The sequence below is a fragment of the Paracoccus niistensis genome, assembly GCF_042432925.1.
GTDB classification, from domain to species: domain Bacteria; phylum Pseudomonadota; class Alphaproteobacteria; order Rhodobacterales; family Rhodobacteraceae; genus Paracoccus; species Paracoccus niistensis.
In genome coordinates this window covers 1-21514 of record NZ_JBHLWE010000024.1, presented here as the reverse complement: position 1 = coordinate 21514, position 21514 = coordinate 1, and the positions used below count along the sequence as shown (strand labels likewise).

Genomic DNA, 21514 nt, shown 5'->3' with positions numbered 1-21514 from the left:
ACCGACCACCGTAAACACAAACCGGGCTCCGGTCGCGGCTGGATGAAAGACCCGTGGCAGGTCATCCGTCATCAAGGACAACAAGTCCTTCCAGGAGTTCTCCCTCCCCGTCGATTTACAGAAACCAGAAGAACCCTTTCTAATTTCACCACCGCATGAAGCTATTGAAACTCCACTTGTTGAGAAATCTCGGCGTAAACCTGAACAAATGCTGTTTGAACCTCAGATCGACGAGCCGACTGAGACGCCTCAACAATTCCAAGAACGGATAACGCGGGTCCTTAAGCAGCTAACAAGATAAAGAAAATAGCCGACGCGGTTTACAAAGCCAAAGCGACCCAAGAACCTATAAGAGGTGGATCTCCACAATCTGACGGCGGAGATCACCTTTTTATCTCCGGTTAACAAGTCCTAAGATGACCACCTCAACCTGCAGGTAATACAGCTAGATCGGATGCTGCGACCAAGCATTCACATTCGCAAAATAAAACATATACGCATACCTTCACAGCTATATAAAGTCATCATGAAAGCGAGGTAGCAACTTATTTGTGCGTATCTCCACTGCGATGAAGATGCTGCTTTCGAAAGATATACTCCCGGTGGTATCGAAGGTAAGGCAGTTGATCGTCCCGAAATGGCGCGACAGGGATTGGAGGCACGATATTCCATAACGTTAGTGTTCTACGATCGGCGCACGACGAAATAACTAGTTCCCCGCTGTCCTCGAATGTAATAAATCCCTGATCGAAGAGATGATCTATATGCGGACTAAGTAGCAGCCCATTGTTGCCGTCGAGCCGCTCGGCATTGGTTGACACCCTCCAAGGCTTCATGTGGCTGGCACGAAGATGTTGAGGGTGAGTAGCTCCCGTCACTCGGCATCTTTTCTCAACGCTCGTGAGATTTGTCTTGAAGATGCCCTGGCCGCGCCGTGCTATTATGATTTGTTCCTTGTCCGTGTCAGTAAGATCGGTGCGGTTGCGAACGACCTCTTCAGCTTGGCTTTCAGCTTTCTCGTCGCTATCTACCGGCTCGCACCACCGGAACTCTCTCCAAACTGGACCAAGAAGATCCACGACAGCGGTCGCCATTGGTTTCGGAACGAAGGCAAGGTAAGCATTTTCGTTGCCATGACCGTTCTTTTGGATCGGGGAATATACGCGCGGCAGTAATGGAGCTAGAATTTGCATATGATCCGAAGGGCGCATTGGTGCTGAGATACGCGTGAAGTTCACGCGAACAAGCCAGCCATCCTCCCCCCAGGCGTTGCCGGCGGCACCAAATTCGATAGGCTTGGGTGCCCGTACTGCAGGGGCGACGCACTCACCCACAGCCCTTATATGAACGTTAGCGTAAACAAAGACGACATCACCTGGTCGAACGCGTTGCATATTATCGTAGAATGCACTCCGCTTCCCTCCCTTCTGTTTGCGCGGAGACCACAAATAATTGCCTTCAATTTCTTGGGTAAATGTTTTCTTGTTGTTGACCCACCAAAAGGAGGTGTTCTCAATGTTCATTCAATTATCTCCAGCCCTGAAAACTTAACGGGTGTTCATTAATGAATTCCAGCCCTGCACTAATATAGGCTCTTTAGCTATATCAACCGTTTTTCTTTCACCGCTCCACCAGCTTCGCCTGCTTCGGGTCGTACGCATACCGCGCGATCGTGCCGTCCTTGATGCGCTCGACAGCTTCATCGATGATGAACAGCGGCACGAGAAACCATTCCCGTGGCACCACCGGACGTCCGAAACGATCGGCAATCTGGATCTCCAGCCGGGCGGGCTCAAAGATGCGGTGGATGAGGTTTTCGAGTTTGGTGCGGCTAATGTTGTAAAGCTCGTAGGTTGCGACAACCTCGACATCGGCCATCAGGAACGTGGGTTGCAGGCGCGCACCCGCGATCCGTTGTTTGACGCTCAAGTTCGTCACGCCGATCTTGTGCACCAGCTCGCGGTTATGCGCGACCATCGGGTGATCGGATTTGCTGCGCAGCACATAGATCGTTCCGCTGGCTTCGTCGCCTGCCTCTGACGCATCGGAGAACAAGGGGCCGGCATCAGGCTCCGTGATCCGCCGCCCGGCCTCGTCTGCGTTAAGCGAGCGCTGAAGTGAGCGCATCAGCATCCTGCTCTCGGTCCCGTTGTCGAAGATCACCCGGAGGCGGGCATCCGTGCGGCCCTGAGGGGTGAGCTCCAGCTCGCCCATCTCCGCCACATAGGCCTTCTGCCCACCGACAATGAAGAACCGGCCCGGCTGGATCTCTGCCTTGAGTTCAAACGGCCGGGTCATGCGCACGCCGGCGTCCAGATCTCGCTGAACCGCCTCGAACAGCGGCTTGAACTTCTCGAATTCCTCGCAGCGCTCGCGGCTGGCCACCTCTTCTGCCGCGCGCTTCTCGGCGCTCGATCGGACATGCCGCAGCTCAGTCAGTCCCGAAGGAGCGGTATCGATCCCCAGCTCTGCCAGCAGCGCCTCGTCATCAAGCTCATCAGCGACGACTGGGACATCGCCGCGGGGTCCCCCTAGCAGGCCCTGCGTGTCCATCGGCTCCAGCAGGGCGCGGCACTCGTCCAGCTCGCGCAGCCGATCGAGCCGCACCGCATAGAGGCGTTCGAAGATGTCGCGGTCCTCACCATGTCGAGGCGGGTGGCCATGCTCTTCATAGAAGCGCTGAATGTCCTCGAACCCGGCAATGATGCGCTCTTCGCGGGGCGTGCGGCTTGGGGCGGCCTTCGACGCGACCTCGACGCCGAGCTCGCTCAGCAGCGCATCATCCTCGTCAGTGAAATCAGCCATACGCTGCCTTTGCCTTCATCCGTGCCAGATAGGCAACACCCTCTGCCATGCGCCGCTCCCATGCGTCCTGCGAGGTAAGCAAGGGCAATCGACCGCGTTCCTGTTTGAACTTGAGCGCGCGCCGTGCAAGGTCCCGCGCCTCTTCCGGGGTCATTGAGATCTTCTTGGCGGTGATGAACGCCGCCACCTGCTTCAGGCTCGCCTCGCTCATGGTCTTCGCCAAGATCGAGTAAGCCTCGCCGAACGGATTGATCCGATCGATCAGGTCGATGTCGAGCTCCCGCACATCCATCGCGAACTTGCGCACGCCATCGATCAGGGCCGTGTTCGAGCCTGTCTCGGGGTCACGGCCCAGCAGCGTTTCCTTTGCCTTCTGGGTGAGGTTCAGCGCAGCGATCGCATGCTGACGCACGGCTTCCTGATCGTGCTCATCGAGCTCGGGGTACTTGTCCTTGATGATCTTGCCCATGCGAACCTGCGTCAGCTCCTCGGGCACAAGCTCCTGATCAAACAGCCCGCGCTCGATCGTTGTCTTGTCCTGGACAAAGGCGGTGATGACCTCGTTCAGATCCTGCTGGCAGATGCGGGTTGCCTCGGGGCTCTTGGGCTCAGTCAGACCCCTGATCTCGATCTGGAAGCTTCCGCTTTCCTCGTTGAAGCCGACGTTGCACTTGCTCGGATCATAGCCGCCCTCCCCATAGTCGAAGCCGGGATCTGCGGTGTTGGTGGGCGCCTTCGGCCTGAACTCAAAGCGGGGCGCCAGCACCTGCTCCATCAGGAGGCTGGCAGCGATGGCCTTCAGCGTGTCGTTGACCGCCTCAGTGACCGCCCCTTCCGAGGCATCCGGCTCAGCGATGAGATTGGTGAAGCGGGCACGGCTCTTGCCAGGGGCGTCTCGGGTGGCGCGGCCGATGATCTGGACAATCTCCGTCAGGCTCGCGCGATAGCCGACTGTCAGGGCATGCTCGCACCAGATCCAGTCAAAGCCTTCCTTCGCCATGCCCAGCGCAATGATGATATCGACGTGATCGCGATTGTTCTTCTGGGCGGGGTCTTTCAGGGCCGCCGAAACCCGGTCGCGCTTTGACCCGTCATCGTCCACCAGATCGGCAATGCGCAGCACGCGGCCATCTGGGCGCTTCACCAGCTGGAAGCCGGTCTCCGGGTCCGTGCCCTGCCAGTCGCCGAGCGCATCAATGATATGCTCGACCTCCCGATGCTTGTCCTTGGTACTTTCGCGCGAGTTCACGTTAGGAATGTGGAGGATTGTCTTTTCGAGTGGGTCAAGCACCTTCAGCAGGTCATCGACATAGGAGCCGGTGTAGAAGAAATAGCCGATATCCAGCGCCTTGAGGTACGTGTAGCCGTTCAGTTGTTCGTAATAAGTGTAGGTGACCGTCTCGAACTTCGCCTCATCCGTGGGCGCTAGAACCGCCTCGGCATCACCGCGAAAGTAGCTGCCGGTCATGGCGACAATATGCACACGATCGCGCGCGATAAAGGCGCCAAGATGCGTCCCGAGCTTGTTCTCGGGGTTGGCGCTGACGTGGTGGAACTCGTCAACCGCGATCAGGCGATCATCGAAGGCCTCAACCCCGAACTTGTCCACCGCGAAACGGAAGGTCGCGTGCGTGCAGACCAGCACGCGATCGGCACTCTCAAGAAAGGCACCCACCGAGTTCACCTTGCCCCCGTCGGTGCCCGGCGAGTTGCAGAGGTTCCACCTGGGCGCCACAGACCAATCCGCCCAGAAGCCGAACTTAGACAGGGGTTCGTCGGCGAAGCTTGATCCGATCGTCTTCTCCGGCACGACGATGATCGCCTGCCGCAAGCCCTGATTATGGATCTTGTCGAGCGCGATGAACATCAGCGCGCGGGACTTCCCACTGGCCGGAGGCGACTTGATCAGCAGATATTGCTCGCCGCGCTTCTCATAGGCGCGCTCCTGCATGGGGCGCATGCCGAGCTCGTTCGCCTTGGTGGAGCTGCCATTCTGCGCGTAAGTGACCGAAACGGATGGAACGAGATCGCTGGTCATTTCCTATATTCTCTAGCTACTTTATTCCCTCGTTCCCAAGCCTCTTCGATGATAGCAGGATCGGATAGAAAGAACTCTCCTCCCAAGGATTGGCTATACGGCTCCCGGCACAATACTTCTTGCATGGCGCGCTCACCAGCCTTCGCATGATCTGAGCTCGGGTAGGCGTCGAAGTTGTGCATCGATCCCGAATGCATAACTTCCCAGCGAAAAGCACACCGGGGTAGTGCTCTATTGTGATCATCACAACGCGTCTGCGGACTTCTTGAGAACCCAGCTTTTACAATTACACGACCATTCGCCGGCTTTCCCAGAAACGCATCCATGTCGCCTTGTAGCCTTAGAATGTACAAGTGCTTAGGCCCTTCGGCTTCTTTGCTAGTAAATGATTGTTGAGAAACTGGTCCGGCCTTGCTTGGAGCGAAGACCTCCTTCGCGGTTCCCGGTGAAGCTTGGTAGAAAGGGTTGCCGCCATAAACTGCGACTTCTTGAAGGTCTAGTTTTAGAATGTTGATCGCCTCTTCCGCCGACAAGCTAACACCGAGCGATCCGATATGTTGCCACGCTCCTGAAGCCACTGCTTTGGGAGCGAAATCACGAATAGCAATACGGCTCTCAGGCGTGACACGCCAAGCACGAGTGGCTTTAACGGCGTAGTTCCACCGATTGCTAACGTCTGGATCTCTGATCTTCTTGTCCCATTCCGCCGGGGCGGAAAACTCCTCAGCGTGACCGAGCTGGTGAGAGCATTGTTGTATACCAATGACCTTCCCCCATTCATCCTTTGAAGCACGGCCGTTACCATAGATCACGACGAGCACACCTGGCTTTGTTCCATTTATGAAGCCGCGCCTCCGCGCCTCACTTGTGAAACCTAGAAACCCTTGAGCTTCCGGGTGAAATTCCCAAAAACCCGTAAGCCAAACGTTAGGCGGATCAGCTTTGATCGCCTCCATCGGAAACATCAATTCGTCCGGTTTATGGGCCTCCTCAAAGGCGGCAACACTCCCGTAGGTGTTCACGACATGCCCTTGCACCGAAGGCATTATCTTTCTGCTGCGTTCCGGCCAGCCATGAGCCTCGAACATGTTTGTATAGCTGCCGTAGTATGTTTCAGCGACTCGTTGTATGGCTTGGGCATCGCCACCTGGAGCGTACTTCGTGTGCTTACTCATTTGGCACCCGCTTATCAGTTATCTTTGTGTACATATCGAACAGCTTTTCTAAACGCTCAGTGTCGTTGCGGAAGCGGCGGCCGATGTAAATGCGCTCCAAAACTTCATCGTTGTGGTCATGGGCGGCGCGGAGGTTGGCCGGCATCTTCTCTGGTTCATAGAGATCAGCGATTGTGGCAGGGAAATGCACCTCGCGCGCTAGGAGGATGTCTTCGGCGCAGCGGGTCAGGTCGGCCTTGTTCTTTTCAGTGAGGCTAGGAAGCGGGAAGGTGTTCCAACCCAGCGTATTTGAGTATCGATAATCGGTCTTCAACTTGCCGCATACCGTAGCGACCCACACAAGGTGCAAGCGCGATGCTATCAATGCCATGTTCCAATGGGGGGCGTCTAATAGAATATATGCTTGGTCGGTGGCAAGGGTCCCGGAAGGCTCACACCCTACCGGAATGTATTCTCGACGCTCAGACAGAATTCGAGGAAGAATTGTCACCACCTCGTTCCCGGTTTGTGAAGACCATCCAAACTTGTGGGGCGTACGGGCGAGAGCGACAGTTGCAGCTCGCTCCGATGAGGAGCGAAACGTTGCAACCTTATGGAGCCTACGCACAATTTCAGGGTGCGTGGATACTTTCGTGACATCGTCATCTTTTACCCAAAGGCAATACCGCTGCATACCTCTGACGTACTCAGCGCCCCCTAATAGCCGGCGGAAATTTTTTTCCCTTTGTTGTTTTTTTAAGCTCAACCCCTCCAGTTGGCCCCTTGTAAAAGACAAGTGCCCACCATCTATTGGCATATTGCCAAATATCATGGTCCCCTTAGGCCCCATAGGCTTTGCGGATGGTTCAATGAAGATGTCTGTACTTGGTACCAGGTATGCGTTTATATTTTCAACCTGCCTGATCTCCTCAATGCCATCGCGTGTGGCTTCCACGATGTATTTAGGTTTTCCCGATCTCTTCCGAACACCAATTATCGATACAATTACGCCGGCATTATTAGAGGCAAGGTTGGTCCATTTGAAGTTTCTGTTCGCAAAGCAAATTTCCAAGTTCCCCTTAAGCACGATCGGCCACAGCCCAGCTACGGCCTTCCCTTGGCAGATCGAGTTAGTGCTAACAAAAGCAAAGTCTGCTCCAACGTCTCTTGCAGCATCGCTGGCTTTCTTGAACCATCCTGCCACGTAGTCGAAGCCCTTCCAGTTTGCCTTGGTGTCTTGAAAAACTCGACGAAGGTCAGTTTTTTGCTCAGTGTCCAGGGACTGGCTGCCTTTATAAGGTGGATTTCCGCAGATATACGTTTCGCCACCCTCATTCTCGAAGTCGATCTGCGCTTGAATAAGAGGGGTGTTGAACAGATCGTCGGCCTGGAACTTCACGCCCCTGCCCGTCGGTGGGCAGACGGACAACCAGTCGAGCCGCAGGGCGTTGCCTTGAGTAATCCAGTTCTGAGCGTCGAGCGGAAGGAACTCGGCCAAGGCCTCCTTTTGCCCGCGATAGAGCACATCACACTGGAACTCAGCGATGATGAGCGCCAGCCGGGCGATCTCAGCTGCGAAGTCCCGCAGCTCGATCCCTCGAAAGTTGGTCAGCGGGATGTCAGTACGACGCTGGGCCTCGCCCCTGCGGCGGTTTATCTCCGCCTCGATTTCACGCATCTGCTTGTAGGCGATGACAAGGAAGTTGCCCGATCCGCATGCCGGGTCGAACACGCGGATCTTCGATATCCGGTTGCGGAGGTTCAGAAGCTTGCGTGCGTTGTCGCCTGCCGCGTCTAGTTCGGTACGCAGATCATCAAGAAACAACGGGTTCAGCACCTTCAGGATGTTCGGCACGCTGGTGTAGTGCATGCCGAGAGCCGATCGCTCTTCCTCGTCGGCAACGGCCTGGATCATCGAGCCGAAGATATCGGGGTTGATGCGGGTCCAGTCCAGATTGCCGATGTGCAACAGGTAGGAGCGCGCAATCCGAGAGAACCTCGGCACATCGGTGTTGCCGGAGAAGAGCCCGCCGTTGACATAAGGGAACCGGTCCGCCCAGCGCGGGATGCCGGCAGATACCCGATCGGCTATCTTGGTATTCATCGCTTTGAAGACGGCGCTGATGACCTCATGCGTGTTTGCGCTGTCCTTGGCGCTCATCTGGTCGATGGTGGTGGTGAAGATCCGCTCACCAGGGAAGATGTCGGTATCCTCGGCGAAGAAGCAGAAGATAAGGCGCGCCATGAAATGGTTCATGTCGTGACGGCGTACTTCGGTGCCCCAGTCAGGGTTATCCTTCAGGAGCTCGACGTAGAGGCGATTGAGGCGGCCGGTCGCCTTGATGTCGAAGGCACTTTCTCGGATCTGCTTGACGGTGGTGATGCCAGCGAGTGGCAGGAAGAAGCCGAAGTGATCGGGGAAGTCGGCGTAGTGGCAGGCGACAGTTTCCCCGCTATTCAGGTCCTCCGCCTCGAAATCCGTGCCGTCGGTCGCGAGGATGAACTTGGCCTTAGCGCGCTTGGTTGCCGGGCTCTCGCGCAGCGCGGCGAGCGTCTGAGGTACCTGACCTGCCGCGCAAGTCGCGATATGGATGTTGTTGGTTTGGAGTACGCCGCCGAGATCGGACTTGTTGGTGGTGCCGGTCCGCAGACGCTTCAGCGTTGTTTCCTTGTTCCCGAAGGCGAGAAGGAAGGCATAGGGAAACTCGCTTGGGTCAAACGGCTGCTCGGCAAGCTCGGAAATGGCTTGTTCAATCTCAACGGCGTTCATTCAATCGTCCAAGGCTTTGCTAAACATCCGCACACGCCGGCCTACGTGCCTTGCGTCACGGTGACGACGGTAAGCAGCGCGCGCGCCACGCTCAAGCGGGCATGATGACACGTCCACGGCACGTCGGCAGCTCGACGGACCCGGCGCTGGGCGTTGTTGTCAGAGACCGGGGACCTGATCAGGCTGACGGCGACCTCCGAACTGAGGTATAGGAGGCTCTGTTAAGCGCTCGGCGGAAGGCACCCGGCACGCCCATGTCGCCGGGACAGGCCATAGAGCCCATCGTTAGGCGCGACCAGCTTCAGTCGCCCGCTGCGGGGCTCCGGGAGGGCAAGCGTCCACTTCCCCTGCCAGCCTCGCCGGTCAGCACACCGGGCGTCCTTCACGCGCCGAGAGAAACGCCAGTAGCTGCTCGCGGGCGCTGGGGCTTCGCTCGCCGGCAGGCTCGGCTTGCCCATCTACCTGCCTCTCAGGGGCCGCCAGCAACGCGACCCCAAGCCGCCGCGCGAGCAGCCTCCGGGCCTGATCACACTCTGAGAACTGCTGGGCTCCCTGGTTCCGCTGTTGCTCCACACGGCTCTCCAAGCGCTGAAGGCGACGCCGCGTGATCATCCCACACTTGCCTCCAGGCGTTCCAGACGCCGGGCCAGATCCGCGGTTTCACATGTCCGCCGGTAGGCATCGATCAGACCCATCACCTGTGCGCCCTCACCGGGCGTCAGATCGCCACGTGACACGGCTTGGACAAGCGCGCCTGCGGCAGCCACAGCGTCGGCAGGGGTCTTCAAAGCGGGAAGCTCGAAAGCGACGTGGCGTCCCTTCGGCGCGGGTACCACACGATCGAGACAAAGCTTGAGGGCCGTGGCATCACCGGCAAGCGCAAGTTCGATCGCGCGGCGGGTCAGTCCCTCGGCCTCGCCATCCAAAAGAGACTGAGCAATTCGGGTTGTCCTGTTCAGCGCGCCGGGCGGGCGGCCGGGTGCTCCCTTGGCAAATCTGCCATCCTTATTTCTGCCTTTATTAACGGACACCCCTACCTCCACATAAGCGCCCCTCTTGATAGCACAACCTAGCGCAATTCGATACGATCCTGAATAGCCGCGGCAAGCAAGACATCAGCTTCCAGCATTGAACCACCTTGCCAGTCAGCGCTTAGACCTGGGAATTCGCCCGCGTGCCTCATCAGATAAGTTCAGGCAGGCGCCAAGAATGGAAACATCCTCCAGTCCGGTCAGGTGAAGTGTTGAGACACTTACGGACACTTCTTCCTGTTAAAGACGTAGAGGTTTAAGATTTTTGCCATACGGGCAAACAGGGGAGAACTGTCGCAGTTGTCTGACACGACCACACCGCAATTTATCTTGCGTTTCTCTCATAGCTCGTGCTCCCGCAGCCGCAAGCCATGAACACCCCGGACCTCGCGGTAATCCTGCCGCGCCTTTCCCGGTACAAGGCCTTTTTGCTTCAGTTGCTGCGTCAACCACCTTTGCGAAAAGGTTGTGTGGAAACCCTGACGTGTCAGCCAGTCATTGAAGCGCGCTAGCATGGGCTCATTCGCTAGAAACTCGCCCGGCACACGCTCGCACTCTTCCGCAATCCAGTTCAGCACCAGATCCTGCTCATCCATGTAATCTGCACTCGCCACCGTAACCGACGCCGGCGCTTTCAGGCCGCTTGCGTAGTATTTTACCGCACCCTCAATCGCCCACTGGAGAATAGCAGGATATTCCTTACGCAGTTCGTCCGTCAGATGATTGTCGCGCGGCAAGAAGCCAGGCTTGCCTAACTCATCAGCATCGTCGGTGAATGTCACGTTGAACGGGATCAGCATAAGGCGGTCGCGCATGGCACGATCGACTGCTGGCAAGTTCGGTGTGTTGTTTCCCGCAATGATGATGGTCGCGTTCAACTTGAACTCGATTGGGTCCTTCCGCATTTCGTTCGCAGAAATGGTATCGCCGCCAGTAAGACTTTTTACAAGCGCGTCATTCCACACGGCACCTGCGAACAACTCGCTGGCGACTATTAGCCGCTTGCCGCGCATGGCTGCGATCGGCGCTTGGTGTTGCGGATTTTTTGTATTGAGGAAGATCGATGCGCTCGCGGTGCCGCCGTAATCGCCCCAAATAGACCTCCAGGTTTCCAGCAGAACGCTCTTCCCATTGCGCCCACCACCTGTGGCAAACGGCAGCTTGTGCTCACGGGTCTCGCCTGTCAGTGCATAACCTGCCAAGCGTTGGATGAACTCGATCATTTCTGGGTCACCCCCGAACACCTCGTCAAGAAAGCGCAACCATCGGTGTGGAACGATCCTGCCTGGTGCAACTGCGGTGAGCTTTGAGATCATATCACTGCGCTGGGCTGGTCGCAGCATGCCTGTGCGCAGGTCAACCACCCCGCCGGGCGTTCCCAGCAGGCTCGGGTCAGCATCGAAATCGTCGTGCACAACTGCACTTGCTTTATTGCTACGGGCCAGCCGTTCCACGGCTGCAATTGTTTGAGCATCCTGTAGTCTGGCGCGCTCGGCTTTCGCCCACTGCCGCATCTTCTTACGGTCAGCGTCAGTTGTAAGCAGCGGCGCAATATCTTCAGCGTAGCTCCTTACATCTTGCACTCGCTCGGCGATAAAATCTCGCACCCGCGTGAACTCCTCGCGCTTTTCGACGCGGCGCCACGCTTTGCCGTCCCACAAGAACCAGCTTCCAAGTTTGTCGACGTACTTGGCATCATCATTCCAGCCCCATGCCCCAAGCTGGCGTGCCAGCGCGTCATGCCCGTGCTCGAACTCCGGGGGTGCCGCTGCAGGCCGGGGATTTCGCGCCCCTGCTGCCAAGCCGCTCTCCAGGGTTTGGGCGACTTCATCAAGCCCCAGCCCCGCCTCGATGGCAGCCTCCGTGAGCGCGTCCTGCACTTTGGCACTGTCCATCCACCCACCGCCGACTGCCTGCCCCAGCCAGTACGCTTGCCGGTTCAGCGTGTCGTTGCGCTCGCCGGGGGCCGCCATCGCGACCTTCCGCGCCGCCATCTCGATCTGGCGCTGAATGCCCTTCGATGTAATTGGCGGCCAGTCGGCGCCCCGCTCCGCGTGTGTCCGGGCGTTCCTTGACGCCTCATGGTCCCGCAGCAGCGTCAGCAGCCACTCAGGGGCGTCGGCAATTGCAATATCATGGGGTGAGGCGATCCACTTGTAGGCCGAACCATCAGGTTTCTCAGAGGGCGGCACGACAACCATGCCGCCTTCACCGCGGATGTCGACGCCGGGCGCCAGTGCACTGGCCGAGTTGCGCACCTCGAAGTCAGGGTAAGCAAACCAGATGTGCAATCCACCAGTCGGAGACTGCGCACGCACCGTCTTAGGCAAGGCTCCGTGCCGCGCTTCCATGCTGCGCAGCCATGCCACACCATCCACGCCGTCTTTGCAGTCAAGATCGAGAACAAAAATACCGTTCTGCTCACCGCACGGAACGCCGATGTTGGCCTCTGGCCATTTTTCCCAATCTCGACGGATCTGCGCTTCCTCACGGGTCATTCCCCATTTCGAACCGGAGAGTTTCTCGCTCTTGTGGCTCTTCTTGGAACCGACGGGAACTGGAAAGACGTAATATCCTTCGTGCGCTAAATTCAGTGTTGCATTCGCTTTCTCAGACAAAATCTCACCATTGCAGAAATTCATGGATTTTCCTCCCTGAGGCTTAGCCAATGGGCAAAGCGCGCACTAATCGAAGGCACGCAGCCCGGTCCACTGCAGCTGTATCGTAGCAGGCCCTAGCTGAGCCATCTCTCGCCAGGGCCTTTTCTCAGTTTTAGCCTTGCTGGTTTCTGATCAATCCCGCGAGCTCGACATAGATCTTCCATGCACCAGTCATTGCGGCTGTCATGTCGCCACCATCTCGCAGCCAAAGTTCACGCGCAGTGATGTAAACAGGCGCGGCGGCAAGCGCGGAAATCCTGTTGGCTTCGGCGAATTCGTGCCATGCTTGTTCAAACTTGTACGCATCGTGCGCCGCCTCTTGAATTTTGTCATTTCTTAGCCATATCTCGCGTGCCGTGATGTACATGCGCGCAAATTCGTCTTTTACAATGTTCCTAACCGCGCCCATCACACACTCTCCGCAGGAGACATCTTTTCCTTTTCCCAAGCTTCCAGATCCTCAAGGCGCCATCTGGCAACCTTTCCGATTTTTAGAGGCTTCGGGAAATTTCCCTTTTTGATGTTGGCGTAGAGTGTCGGGATTGGCGTATCGTACCTTTCCGACACCTCTCCCAGTCGAAGCACTATCTTGCTCATAACTATCCCCTGTTATCCTGCATAAGAGATACATGGGAGTAAGGCTGTAGAATTGGCAATAGCTAAGTATCCGGCCGCCCAATAAACCTTATGTGTTAATCATGGAAAATTACGATAAAAATAGAGCGACGGGAGTAATTATCCCGCCGCTGCCGGTTAGTTATTATTTTGCTATGCTCCTAGAAATTCTGCCCACGCTTCCATAAGCGGCCTACGCCGTTCGAGCATGTCCCCACGCCAGTAGGATTTCTCGGCTTTCGAACCGATGCGGTGCGCAAGCGCCAGTTCGGCAAGCTCGCGGGGGAAGTGCCCGATCTCCGATGCGAAATCCCGGAACGTGCTGCGCAGGGCATGCGGGACGGCCGGCTTGCCCGTCTCCACATCCCGCCACCCTGCCTTGCCGGGCTCGTCACCCCGCTTGATCGCCTCAGCTTCTGCCTTGGCCTGCATGCGACGAACCACGGCCGACAAGCTCATATCCGACAGTTGTCTGCCCTGCGCCCCTGGGAAAACGAGTGGCTGCCCCGGCGTCCTCGGGGTCGCCTGGATCAGCTTCATGGCCGCGCTTGAGAGGGCGATGCGGTGCGGCTCACCGGCCTTCATGCGCGCTCCTGGTATCGTGATCACGGCGCGCTCAAGATCGACCTCACCCCAGGTCAGGCCGCGTATCTCGCCGCTACGGCTCGCACAGAGCGTTTGAAGCTCCAGAGCACGCGCGGCAGTTCCCGGCATCTGACGCAAGGCGGCGAACCAGTCCGCGGCTTGTTCGAGCCGCAAGGCAGGATGCTTGCCACCTTTCCGTTGTTCGGGGAGGACGTGTTCCAGGTTGCCTTTCCATGAGGCCGGGTTTGCCATGTTGGCCGGGCGACACTTCATCACGCGCGCCCAGTTCAGAACGGCCTCAATTCTCCCGCGCACCCTGCTCGCCGTCTCCGGCACCTTAAGCCAGATTGGCAACAAGACCTTCTGCACATCCTCAACGTCGACTTCCGCGACCGGCTTTTTTCCGATGATGGGAAAAACGTACTCCGAAAGCGTGCTTTCCCACTGAGCAGCGTGTTTCTTGTTGCGCAGTCCAGCTTGCTTGCTGGGGAGGAACCGGCGTGCGGCTTCCTCGAAAGTCAAAGCTTTCGCGCGCTCCGCCTCTCGCGCTTTGGCGGCCTCCTCACGAGCCTGCAATGGGTCAGTCCCGGCATAAGCTTTCGCATGATGTAGCTGCGCCTGCCGCTTGGCCTCGCTCAGGCTGATCGTCGGATACGGGCCAAGCCCGATGTTCCGCCGCTGCCCATCCACCGTTACCCGGCAAAGCCATGAGCGTGAGCCCTTGGGCGTGATCTGCAGCGCCAGCCCTTTGACGTGCCCAATGAAGAACAGCCGATTGCCGGGCTTCCCGTCATGGCGCAACGCCTTCACATCCTCGCTGGACATGTCCGGTTTCCGTTCGCGCATCCTCGCCCTCCATCCCACTGCTTACGACCGCTTACGACCGCACTGATATGAGATGTGGGTATGGCTGGCTCAAGACAGGTAGAGTATAAGAGAATTTAGTACAGCTTTAAATTTTATTCCTATCAGTAGGTTATATGAATTTATTCTTTCTTTTCAGCACCGGTCCGGTGAGAGTGGAATAATAGTTATAATCCCACCGCCTCCGCCATTCGCCGTCGCAAAAGCGTTCTCCCAGTCTCCCGTCGGTTGGATTTTCTTGTTATTCTGTGGCCTTGTGACGGGGAGGCTGTTCACCAGCCCTGCCCCCGTAGAGGCGAGATCTGTTCTCTCTTGGCCCATGTTCTCTAGACCTGTTGCCTGTGCAGCTTCGGTGAACAGGTCAGCAAGGGGTTGAAACTGCTTGGAAGACTCAGAAGCGATCCTGCTTCGTTAGACATCAGCGGCAGCTAGGAAGACGGAACAGAAGTCGAACTCTCGCCGAGGATCCAAGGTAGATGACGCGGCTAGCCCCTCACTCGGCCCAGTCTTGTTTGACGAACTGAACAGCCATGCTCATCCCGTCAGTTCGTCTGTAGGCCCCCTACATGCCACGCAGGACGGACAGCACCGGGCGGAAAGCGGCCTGACGGTGACGCGGCAGCTCTCATTGAAGAATGGCTGAAGCGGACATCTAGGGGGGGTGCCAGTGCTGCGATCAGCCAGGCGAATGTCAGGAGCTCAGATCGTTTGTCACATCACATTCTGCGCCGCAGCCCATCTTTCCTGAGACAACCTTCCGTTGTTTGATGCAGATTCCGGGGCAGGACATGTCAGCGATCCAGGACACTGCCACCGCTGGCTTGGAACCGTAGGTGGGCGTAGAATGGTCGCATCCGGTGCCAGGGCGAGGAGGTTGTCATGCAACTCGATGCCAGTCAGGTCACAGTGATGCTGCCGGTCCGCGATCTTGCGCGGGCGCGCGATTTCTACGAACGGGTGCTGGTCCTGCCAACTGGAGAGGAGCGGCTCGACGGAAAGGTGGTCTACCACTGTGGTGGCACCGAGTTCGCACTGTTCCCGAAAGCCGAAGGAACCAAGGCCGAGCATACCGCACTGAGCTTCCGGGTGGACGACATCCGCGCCGCGATCGACCAGCTCGAAAGTCGCGGGGTTGTGTTCTCGGACTATGACCTGCCGGGGTTCAGGACGGTCGAGCATGTCTGCGTGCTGAGCTCAGAGAAGGCGGCGTGGTTCAACGATCCCGAGGGAAACATCCTCTGCCTTCACGAGGATATCCCGAGTCCTTCTGCCTGACCGTCCAGGCGGCGCACGGGCCTTGTGCCGTCTGCGCGTGTCCGGCGTCTGGCCGGCTGCTTCTCCTCCGGCTATATCATGCGGCATGACCGATATCCTGCCTTCATGCCCCGAATGTGGCTCGGCCTACACCTACCAGGTGGATGCGCTCCTGACCTGCCCCGAGTGCGGCCATGAATGGCAGCCGGCGGCCGACTCTGACCAGGCTTTGGAGGTGCGTGACAGTGTGGGCAATGTCTTGCGCGACGGTGACACGGTCACCGTGATCAAGGACCTGAAGGTCAAGGGCTCGTCATCGGTCGTCAAGGTCGGCACGAAGGTCCGTGGCATCCGCCTTGTGGACGGAGACCATGATATCGACTGCAAGATCTCCGGTATCGGCCAGATGGGGCTGAAATCCCAGTTCGTGAAGAAAGTTGCCGATTAGGGCCGAGGAACAGTGCTCCATTTCATTTGCTTGAGCCTGCTTGGCGCCTGTTCCTGATTTGCAGGTGACATGAGTTGAAATACCCTTGGGTTACCGCACGCAACCGAGGCGATCGCCATGACAATATCCGATGAACGCGGGACCGGGCCATCGGGCACCAGCGTCTTGGCGAAAGCTCACGGCAGCACCGGAAGGGGCCGGACAGAAGTTGGGGACCTCGCAGCCTTGCCGTTACAAGCTCGTCAAGGGGGTGAGGAGATTGAGCCGTCCCGAACCGTGACACGGCGGGCGTCGGCTGGCGCGTCCGATGATGAGCGCTCCAGTGCGGGTCGCGTGGGTATCAGCACGGAGCCGCCGGAGAATGCCAGTTCTGCCGCGGCAAACCCAACCGATACTCCGGACAGCACCGATGTTTCGCGGGTGAAGAAACCCAAGGACAAGAAGAGAAAGAAGAAATCCGCTGCGGATGAAGGTGCCGACCTCGGGGCGTCGCTCACGCCGGGCGGTAGCGCGCTGCCCAACGTACCGAAGGCTGGTGCAGTTTCTTCCGATCCGGCGGGGATGATGGTTGCAGAGGGCATCGACACCAGTGCGCCGGGCTTGCTCGGATCTGACTTGCCGACCGAGCCGCCGCCCCGGAAACGGAACAAGAATGCCGCCGACGAGGATGGCAAGCCGCTGGGCACCTCGAAGGCGGTGGAGACGATGTTCCGCAATGCCGTCCGCGCCGAGCTGGACATCATCGCCCTGGCTGCGACCAAGGCCAACATCATGATCTCGCTCAACGGCTTCATCATCTCGGCGCTGATGATCTCGGGAGCGTTCCTGTTCAATTCCTCGCCCGGCTTCCTGATCCCGGCAGGGGTGTTCCTGCTGACCTCGGCAGCTTCGATTGTCTTCGCGCTGCTGGCGGCGTCGCCCGAGCGCGCCGACCTGGTCGCCTCGATCTGGGACTGGGGGCGGGACGTGGTGGCGCGACGCGCCCGGCTGCGCGACATCCGCGATTATGTGATGCGCGGCCGCGATGCGCGCCCGGCGGAGGAGCTGAACCTGCTGATCTACGAGGATCGCGTGCGAATGACGCGCGATGAGCACTGGAACCGGATGCAGGCGCTGCTGCGCGACCGTGACGGAATCTACCACAAGATGACCGACCAGCTTTACTGGCTGGGCCAGATGGCCAACCACAAGTTCAAGCTGCTGAACGTGTCCTACACCGTGTTCCGCTGGGGTCTGCTCGCCTCTGTCCTGACCTTCTTTACCGTCAAGTCCACGGTCGCGCTGTTCCCCGGCCTCACCGGCGAGCGGCCGGTGCGGCTGCAGAACCTCGGGATCGCCGAGTTCAGTGACATCTACGAGCCTTCCGCCGTCCAGCAGCTGCCCGACAGCCGCATCCTTGTGGTCGAGGATGAGGCCAAGCGCGCCGTCAGCGTCATGACGCTGGCCGAGGACGGCAGCCTCGTCGAGGACAGCACAGCCGACCTGCGCCTGACCCGCGCCTTCGGGCGCAAGCTCTCGGATCTTGAGGGGCTATCGATTGACCGGGCCGAGAACATCTATGCGATTACCTCGCATTCGGCGACGGAAAAGGGCGAGCGGTCGCCCGACCGCGAGCAACTGCTGCGCTTCCGCATCAGCGGCAGCAATGTCGGCGACATCGCCAGCGTCACCAACCTGCGTGATGCGCTGGCCGGCAACGCGGCACTGGCCGAGGCGCTGCAGGTCGCCGCGGGCGAACCGGTCGAGATGGGAAAGCTGAATATCGAGGGGCTGGCCTTTCACCAGCAGACCGGCCAGCTTCTGCTGGGGCTGCGCGCGCCCAAGGCAGGCGATCGCTCGATCATCATCCCGATCCGCAATCCTGGCGCGATGTTCGACGAGGCGGCAGCGCCGGCCTTCGGCGCGCCGATCCTGCTGGACCTCCAGGACGGTGGCATCCGGGCACTGAGCTTCGATCCGGTGCTGGGTGCCTTTCTGATCGTCAACGAGATCGAGGGCGACGACGACAACAAGGTGTCGCAGCTCTGGACCTGGAGCGGCGATCCTGCAGTCGCGGCCGAGCCGATTGCGCTGCCCGAGATCATCAACCTCAACAACGTCGAGTCGATCGACTCGGTGATGGTCCACGGCGAGCCGCGGTTGCTGATCATGAGCGACGAGGGCGACCCCAAGAAGAACCGCCCGGCGAAATACATGATGCTGGACTACGAGCAGCTGGGCGGGTGAGGTCTTGTGCCCTGAGCACTGCCCAAGGCCTCGCCCAGGATTTCGGCCTACAGCGTCTTCCGGCCGAGCTGGCGTTGAGTTCACGGATACGCTCCACCACCTTGGCAAACGACCTGGTGCTGGTGACGTTATCGTTCTCGGACCCAGGGATACTCCCACACGAGCATGGGCCGCCGCCGACGATACAACAGGTTCTGTGCCACGCCATTGCGGCACGGAACAACCCAGATGCTGGCCCGATCTGGACCTGTCCCGGTTCTGTTCCGGTCTTCTGAAAGCGATGCTCGCCATGAAGGAGACGGAATATGGCAACGACACGCAGCGACGAGTTCAAGCGGGATGCGGTTCGCATCGCGCTCACCAGCGGGCTGACACGGCGTCAGGTGGCGTCTGATCTGGGGATCGGACTCTCGACGCTCGGGAAATGGACCCGGGCGATTTCCGATGAAACGAAGGTGCCGGATCGGGATGCAGACCTGCTGCGAGAGAACGAGCGGCTGCGCAAGGAAAACCGGATACTGCGCGAGGAGAGGGAGGTGCTAAAAAAGGCGACTCAGTTCTTCGCGGCTCAAAAGCCATGAAGTTTCAATTCATTGCCAATTACCGTGGCAATCTGCCGCGCAGCCGTCTGTGCCGCCTGATGGGGGTGACTGACCGCGGGTTCCGGGCCTGGAAGCAGCGGCCGCCGTCGCAGCGCCAGTGGCGTGACATGGGTGATCCTGGCGCATATCCGTGAACAGCATCGCCGCAGCCTGGGCAGCTATGGTAGGCCACGCATGACCGAAGAACTCAACGAACTGGGTCTTCGCGTCGGCCAGCGTCGTGTCGGGCGACTGATGCGCCAGAACGGCATCCGGGTCCTTCGCAGCCGCAAGTTCAAGCGCACCACCGACAGCGATCACGCCCTCAACATCGCACCGAACCTTCTGCAGCAGGACTTCACCGCGAGTGGGCCGAACCAGAAGTGGGCGGGCGACATCACCTATATCTGGACGCGCGAGGGCTGGGTCTACCTGGCCGTCATCATCGATCTGTTCTCACGGCGCGTGGTCGGCTGGGCGATCAGCAGTCGAATGAAGCAGGATCTGGCGCTTCGGGCGCTGAACATGGCGATCGCGTTGCGTTGCCCGCCACCGGGCTGCATCCATCACACGGATCGCGGCTCGCAAACACTGTGCCCATGACTATCAGAAGCTACTGCGCCACCACGGCTTCAAGGTTTCGATGAGCGGCAAGGGCAACTGCTATGACAATTCGGCGGTCGAGAGCTTCTTCAGGTCGCTGAAGGCCGAGCTGGTCTGGCGCCGCGACTGGCAAACCCGGCGTCAGGTTGAGATCGCTCTCTTCGAATACATCAACGGCTTCTACAACCCGCGCCGCAAACACTCAGCCCTCGGCTGGAAATCACCCGTGGCCTTCGAACAGAGGGCCGCCTAACATGAGCACCTGATCGGAACAGAACCGGTGCAGGTCCAGTACACCGACGCCTTGGAAACGAAGTACCGCTGCTCGTCGGTGAAGCGTACGGCCAACTCGCGAGGGGACAGCTCCGGCTGCTCCAGAGCCAGCGCGATGACCTTGGCCCGGACCGCGTCCGGGATGCGGTTCCAGATCTGGCTTGGCCGGGAGGGGCGGTCCTCCAGCGCCTCGGGTCCGCCCGTCTGGTAGAGGTCGTACCACCTGTAGAAGGTCGCTCTTGGGATCCCGAGCTTCTCCAGGGTGCGTCGAACAGGGAGAAATGATCCGAGGCCTCTCGGCACCGGACGACCAAGCGTCAGAACAAACGCCTGTCTCGCGCATCCGAAAACTTGCTCGCCTTCATGCGACTCCGCTCCTCTCCCAGCCGGGAAAGCGTAGCGGAAAACGCCAGCCTCAAACGATCCAGTTTCTGGGGTTCAGATCATTCTACGGCTTGGAGGATCCAGAGGTCCGGTATTCGAGTTGCAGAAAAGGGCAGCCAAGCGCCCGCCGCCATGGTCACCATCCTGTTGGTTTGAAGGCGAGGGAGACGGAATAAAAACCATGACCGGGAAAGACATGGGATGGGCGATAACGCTTATGCGGGTCGGCTACTTGGGCCGGGGACTGGTCTATCTGTCCGTTGCGGGCATCTCGCTCTATTCGATCTGGCGAGGTGGCCAAGCGCAGGACACGTCGTCCGCGCTCGGTTGGCTCGAAAATACTTGGGTGGGAGGAGCAGTCCTGTTCCTTATCCTGGTAGGAATGCTGGCTTATGCTGTCTGGCGCGTGGTCGATGCTGCCTATGACCTTGAGGATTACGGCAGCGATGCAAAGGGCGCTGTCGCCCGGGTCGGAATGGTAGTAACCGGCGGCATTCATCTGGGGATCGGTGTCTTGGCCTTTTCCCTGCTGTTTGGCGGAAGCGAAGCGGACCAAGGTTCCAGCATCCCGCGTTATGTCGGCACCGTCATGCAGTGGCCCGGCGGCCGCTGGCTTATCGGTCTTGTAGCCCTGCTTATCCTGGGAGCAGGCGCTTATTATCTGCGTCAGGGCTGGCGGAACGAGTATCGCAAGCACCTGCGGGCCAACGATTTCACGACCCGCTGGAATTCGATTCTGAAGGCGGGAGTTATGGCTCACGGCTTGGTCATCGGCGTGATCGGATTTCTCTTCCTGCTCGCGGCCTGGCGTTCCGATCCCCAAGCAGCAGGAGGTGTGGGGGAAGCCTTCTCGTGGCTCTCGGACCAGGCCTATGGGCGGTTTCTTGTTATCCTCGTGTGTGTCGGTCTGGTCGGGTTTGCGGTCTTCTGCTTCGTCAACGCAGCCTACCGGATCGTTCCAAAAGCATCAGGACCGGACATTCAGAGCCTGGCCGACGCGCTTGCACGCAGACTCCCGGTTTGAGGGCTTTTTCGGAGGCTTTAGCGAACCCAAAGAGGGCGCTGATTAAAGCCATCCTCTCACGTCGCGGCTCTCAGGCTTAAGCATCGAACGCCCGCCTCCAGAATGGGTCGTCCATCAGCCCCGCAGTGAGCGGTCGCACGCGAAGTTATGAGCGGCACTGGACCCCGGTCCATCTCGACGTGGTTGTCGAGGATCTGGA

The 21514-nt window shown here is 58.8% G+C and carries 14 protein-coding genes and 2 pseudogenes; 5 read left to right on the top strand and 11 right to left on the bottom strand.

What is annotated here, in order from left to right; translation table 11 throughout:
• Positions 1–545: 545 nt before the first annotated feature.
• The 10 genes from ACFFII_RS08360 to ACFFII_RS08315 form a co-directional block, all read right to left on the bottom strand.
• On the bottom strand, positions 546–1523 hold the full coding sequence (locus tag ACFFII_RS08360) for an HNH endonuclease (protein ID WP_377698436.1): 978 nt from the start codon (positions 1521–1523) through the stop codon (positions 546–548).
• Between the two features lie 97 nt (positions 1524–1620).
• Entirely contained in the window at positions 1621–2805 is a 1185-nt protein-coding gene (locus ACFFII_RS08355; RefSeq protein WP_377698435.1) for a GIY-YIG nuclease family protein, read from the bottom strand.
• Positions 2798–4843, bottom strand: a complete 2046-nt coding sequence (locus ACFFII_RS08350; protein WP_377698434.1) for a DEAD/DEAH box helicase — start codon at positions 4841–4843, stop codon at positions 2798–2800. The genes ACFFII_RS08355 and ACFFII_RS08350 overlap by 8 nt, the downstream gene beginning before the upstream one ends.
• Positions 4840–6018 (bottom strand): hypothetical protein, encoded by a 1179-nt coding sequence (locus tag ACFFII_RS08345; RefSeq protein WP_377698433.1) that lies wholly within the window; start codon positions 6016–6018, stop codon positions 4840–4842. Before ACFFII_RS08345 ends, ACFFII_RS08350 begins: the two co-directional genes overlap by 4 nt.
• The gene (locus tag ACFFII_RS08340; protein WP_377698432.1) at positions 6011–8767 is read right to left on the bottom strand and encodes a class I SAM-dependent DNA methyltransferase; all 2757 of its coding nucleotides are present in this window, start codon (positions 8765–8767) and stop codon (positions 6011–6013) included. Before ACFFII_RS08340 ends, ACFFII_RS08345 begins: the two co-directional genes overlap by 8 nt.
• Before the next feature lie 608 nt (positions 8768–9375).
• On the bottom strand, positions 9376–9798 hold the full coding sequence (locus tag ACFFII_RS08335) for a hypothetical protein (RefSeq protein WP_377698431.1): 423 nt from the start codon (positions 9796–9798) through the stop codon (positions 9376–9378).
• Between the two features lie 341 nt (positions 9799–10139).
• The gene (locus tag ACFFII_RS08330; RefSeq protein WP_377698430.1) at positions 10140–12440 is read right to left on the bottom strand and encodes a phage/plasmid primase, P4 family; all 2301 of its coding nucleotides are present in this window, start codon (positions 12438–12440) and stop codon (positions 10140–10142) included.
• Positions 12441–12570: 130 nt separating this feature from the next.
• A complete protein-coding gene (locus tag ACFFII_RS08325; RefSeq protein ID WP_377698429.1) occupies positions 12571–12825 on the bottom strand; it encodes a hypothetical protein in 255 nt (84 codons plus the stop codon).
• A gap of 41 nt (positions 12826–12866) precedes the next feature.
• Complete coding sequence (locus tag ACFFII_RS08320) at positions 12867–13055, bottom strand: helix-turn-helix transcriptional regulator (protein ID WP_377698428.1); 189 nt, start codon at positions 13053–13055, stop codon at positions 12867–12869.
• Positions 13056–13226: 171 nt separating this feature from the next.
• A complete protein-coding gene (locus ACFFII_RS08315; protein ID WP_377698427.1) occupies positions 13227–14483 on the bottom strand; it encodes a tyrosine-type recombinase/integrase in 1257 nt (418 codons plus the stop codon).
• A 918-nt stretch (positions 14484–15401) separates the two neighbouring features.
• Here ACFFII_RS08315 and ACFFII_RS08310 point away from each other — a divergent pair.
• From ACFFII_RS08310 to ACFFII_RS08295, 4 genes and pseudogenes are all read left to right on the top strand, one after another.
• Positions 15402–15797 carry a VOC family protein gene (locus ACFFII_RS08310; RefSeq protein WP_377698426.1) on the top strand — a complete coding sequence of 132 codons (396 nt, stop codon included), beginning with the start codon at positions 15402–15404 and terminating at the stop codon, positions 15795–15797.
• 85 nt (positions 15798–15882) lie between these two features.
• On the top strand, positions 15883–16224 hold the full coding sequence (locus ACFFII_RS08305; RefSeq protein ID WP_377698425.1) for a zinc ribbon domain-containing protein YjdM: 342 nt from the start codon (positions 15883–15885) through the stop codon (positions 16222–16224).
• Positions 16225–16824: 600 nt separating this feature from the next.
• Entirely contained in the window at positions 16825–18450 is a 1626-nt protein-coding gene (locus tag ACFFII_RS08300; RefSeq protein ID WP_377698424.1) for a Pycsar system effector family protein, read from the top strand.
• Between the two features lie 305 nt (positions 18451–18755).
• Positions 18756–19887: pseudogene (locus tag ACFFII_RS08295) on the top strand (IS3 family transposase).
• Between the two features lie 38 nt (positions 19888–19925).
• Here the strand turns inward: ACFFII_RS08295 and ACFFII_RS08290 are convergent.
• Positions 19926–20192, bottom strand: a pseudogene (locus tag ACFFII_RS08290) (helix-turn-helix domain-containing protein); the annotation flags it as partial.
• Positions 20193–20472: 280 nt separating this feature from the next.
• Between ACFFII_RS08290 and ACFFII_RS08285 the strand changes: the two are divergent.
• Positions 20473–21315 carry a DUF1206 domain-containing protein gene (locus ACFFII_RS08285; RefSeq protein WP_377698423.1) on the top strand — a complete coding sequence of 281 codons (843 nt, stop codon included), beginning with the start codon at positions 20473–20475 and terminating at the stop codon, positions 21313–21315.
• Positions 21316–21514 lie beyond the last annotated feature (199 nt).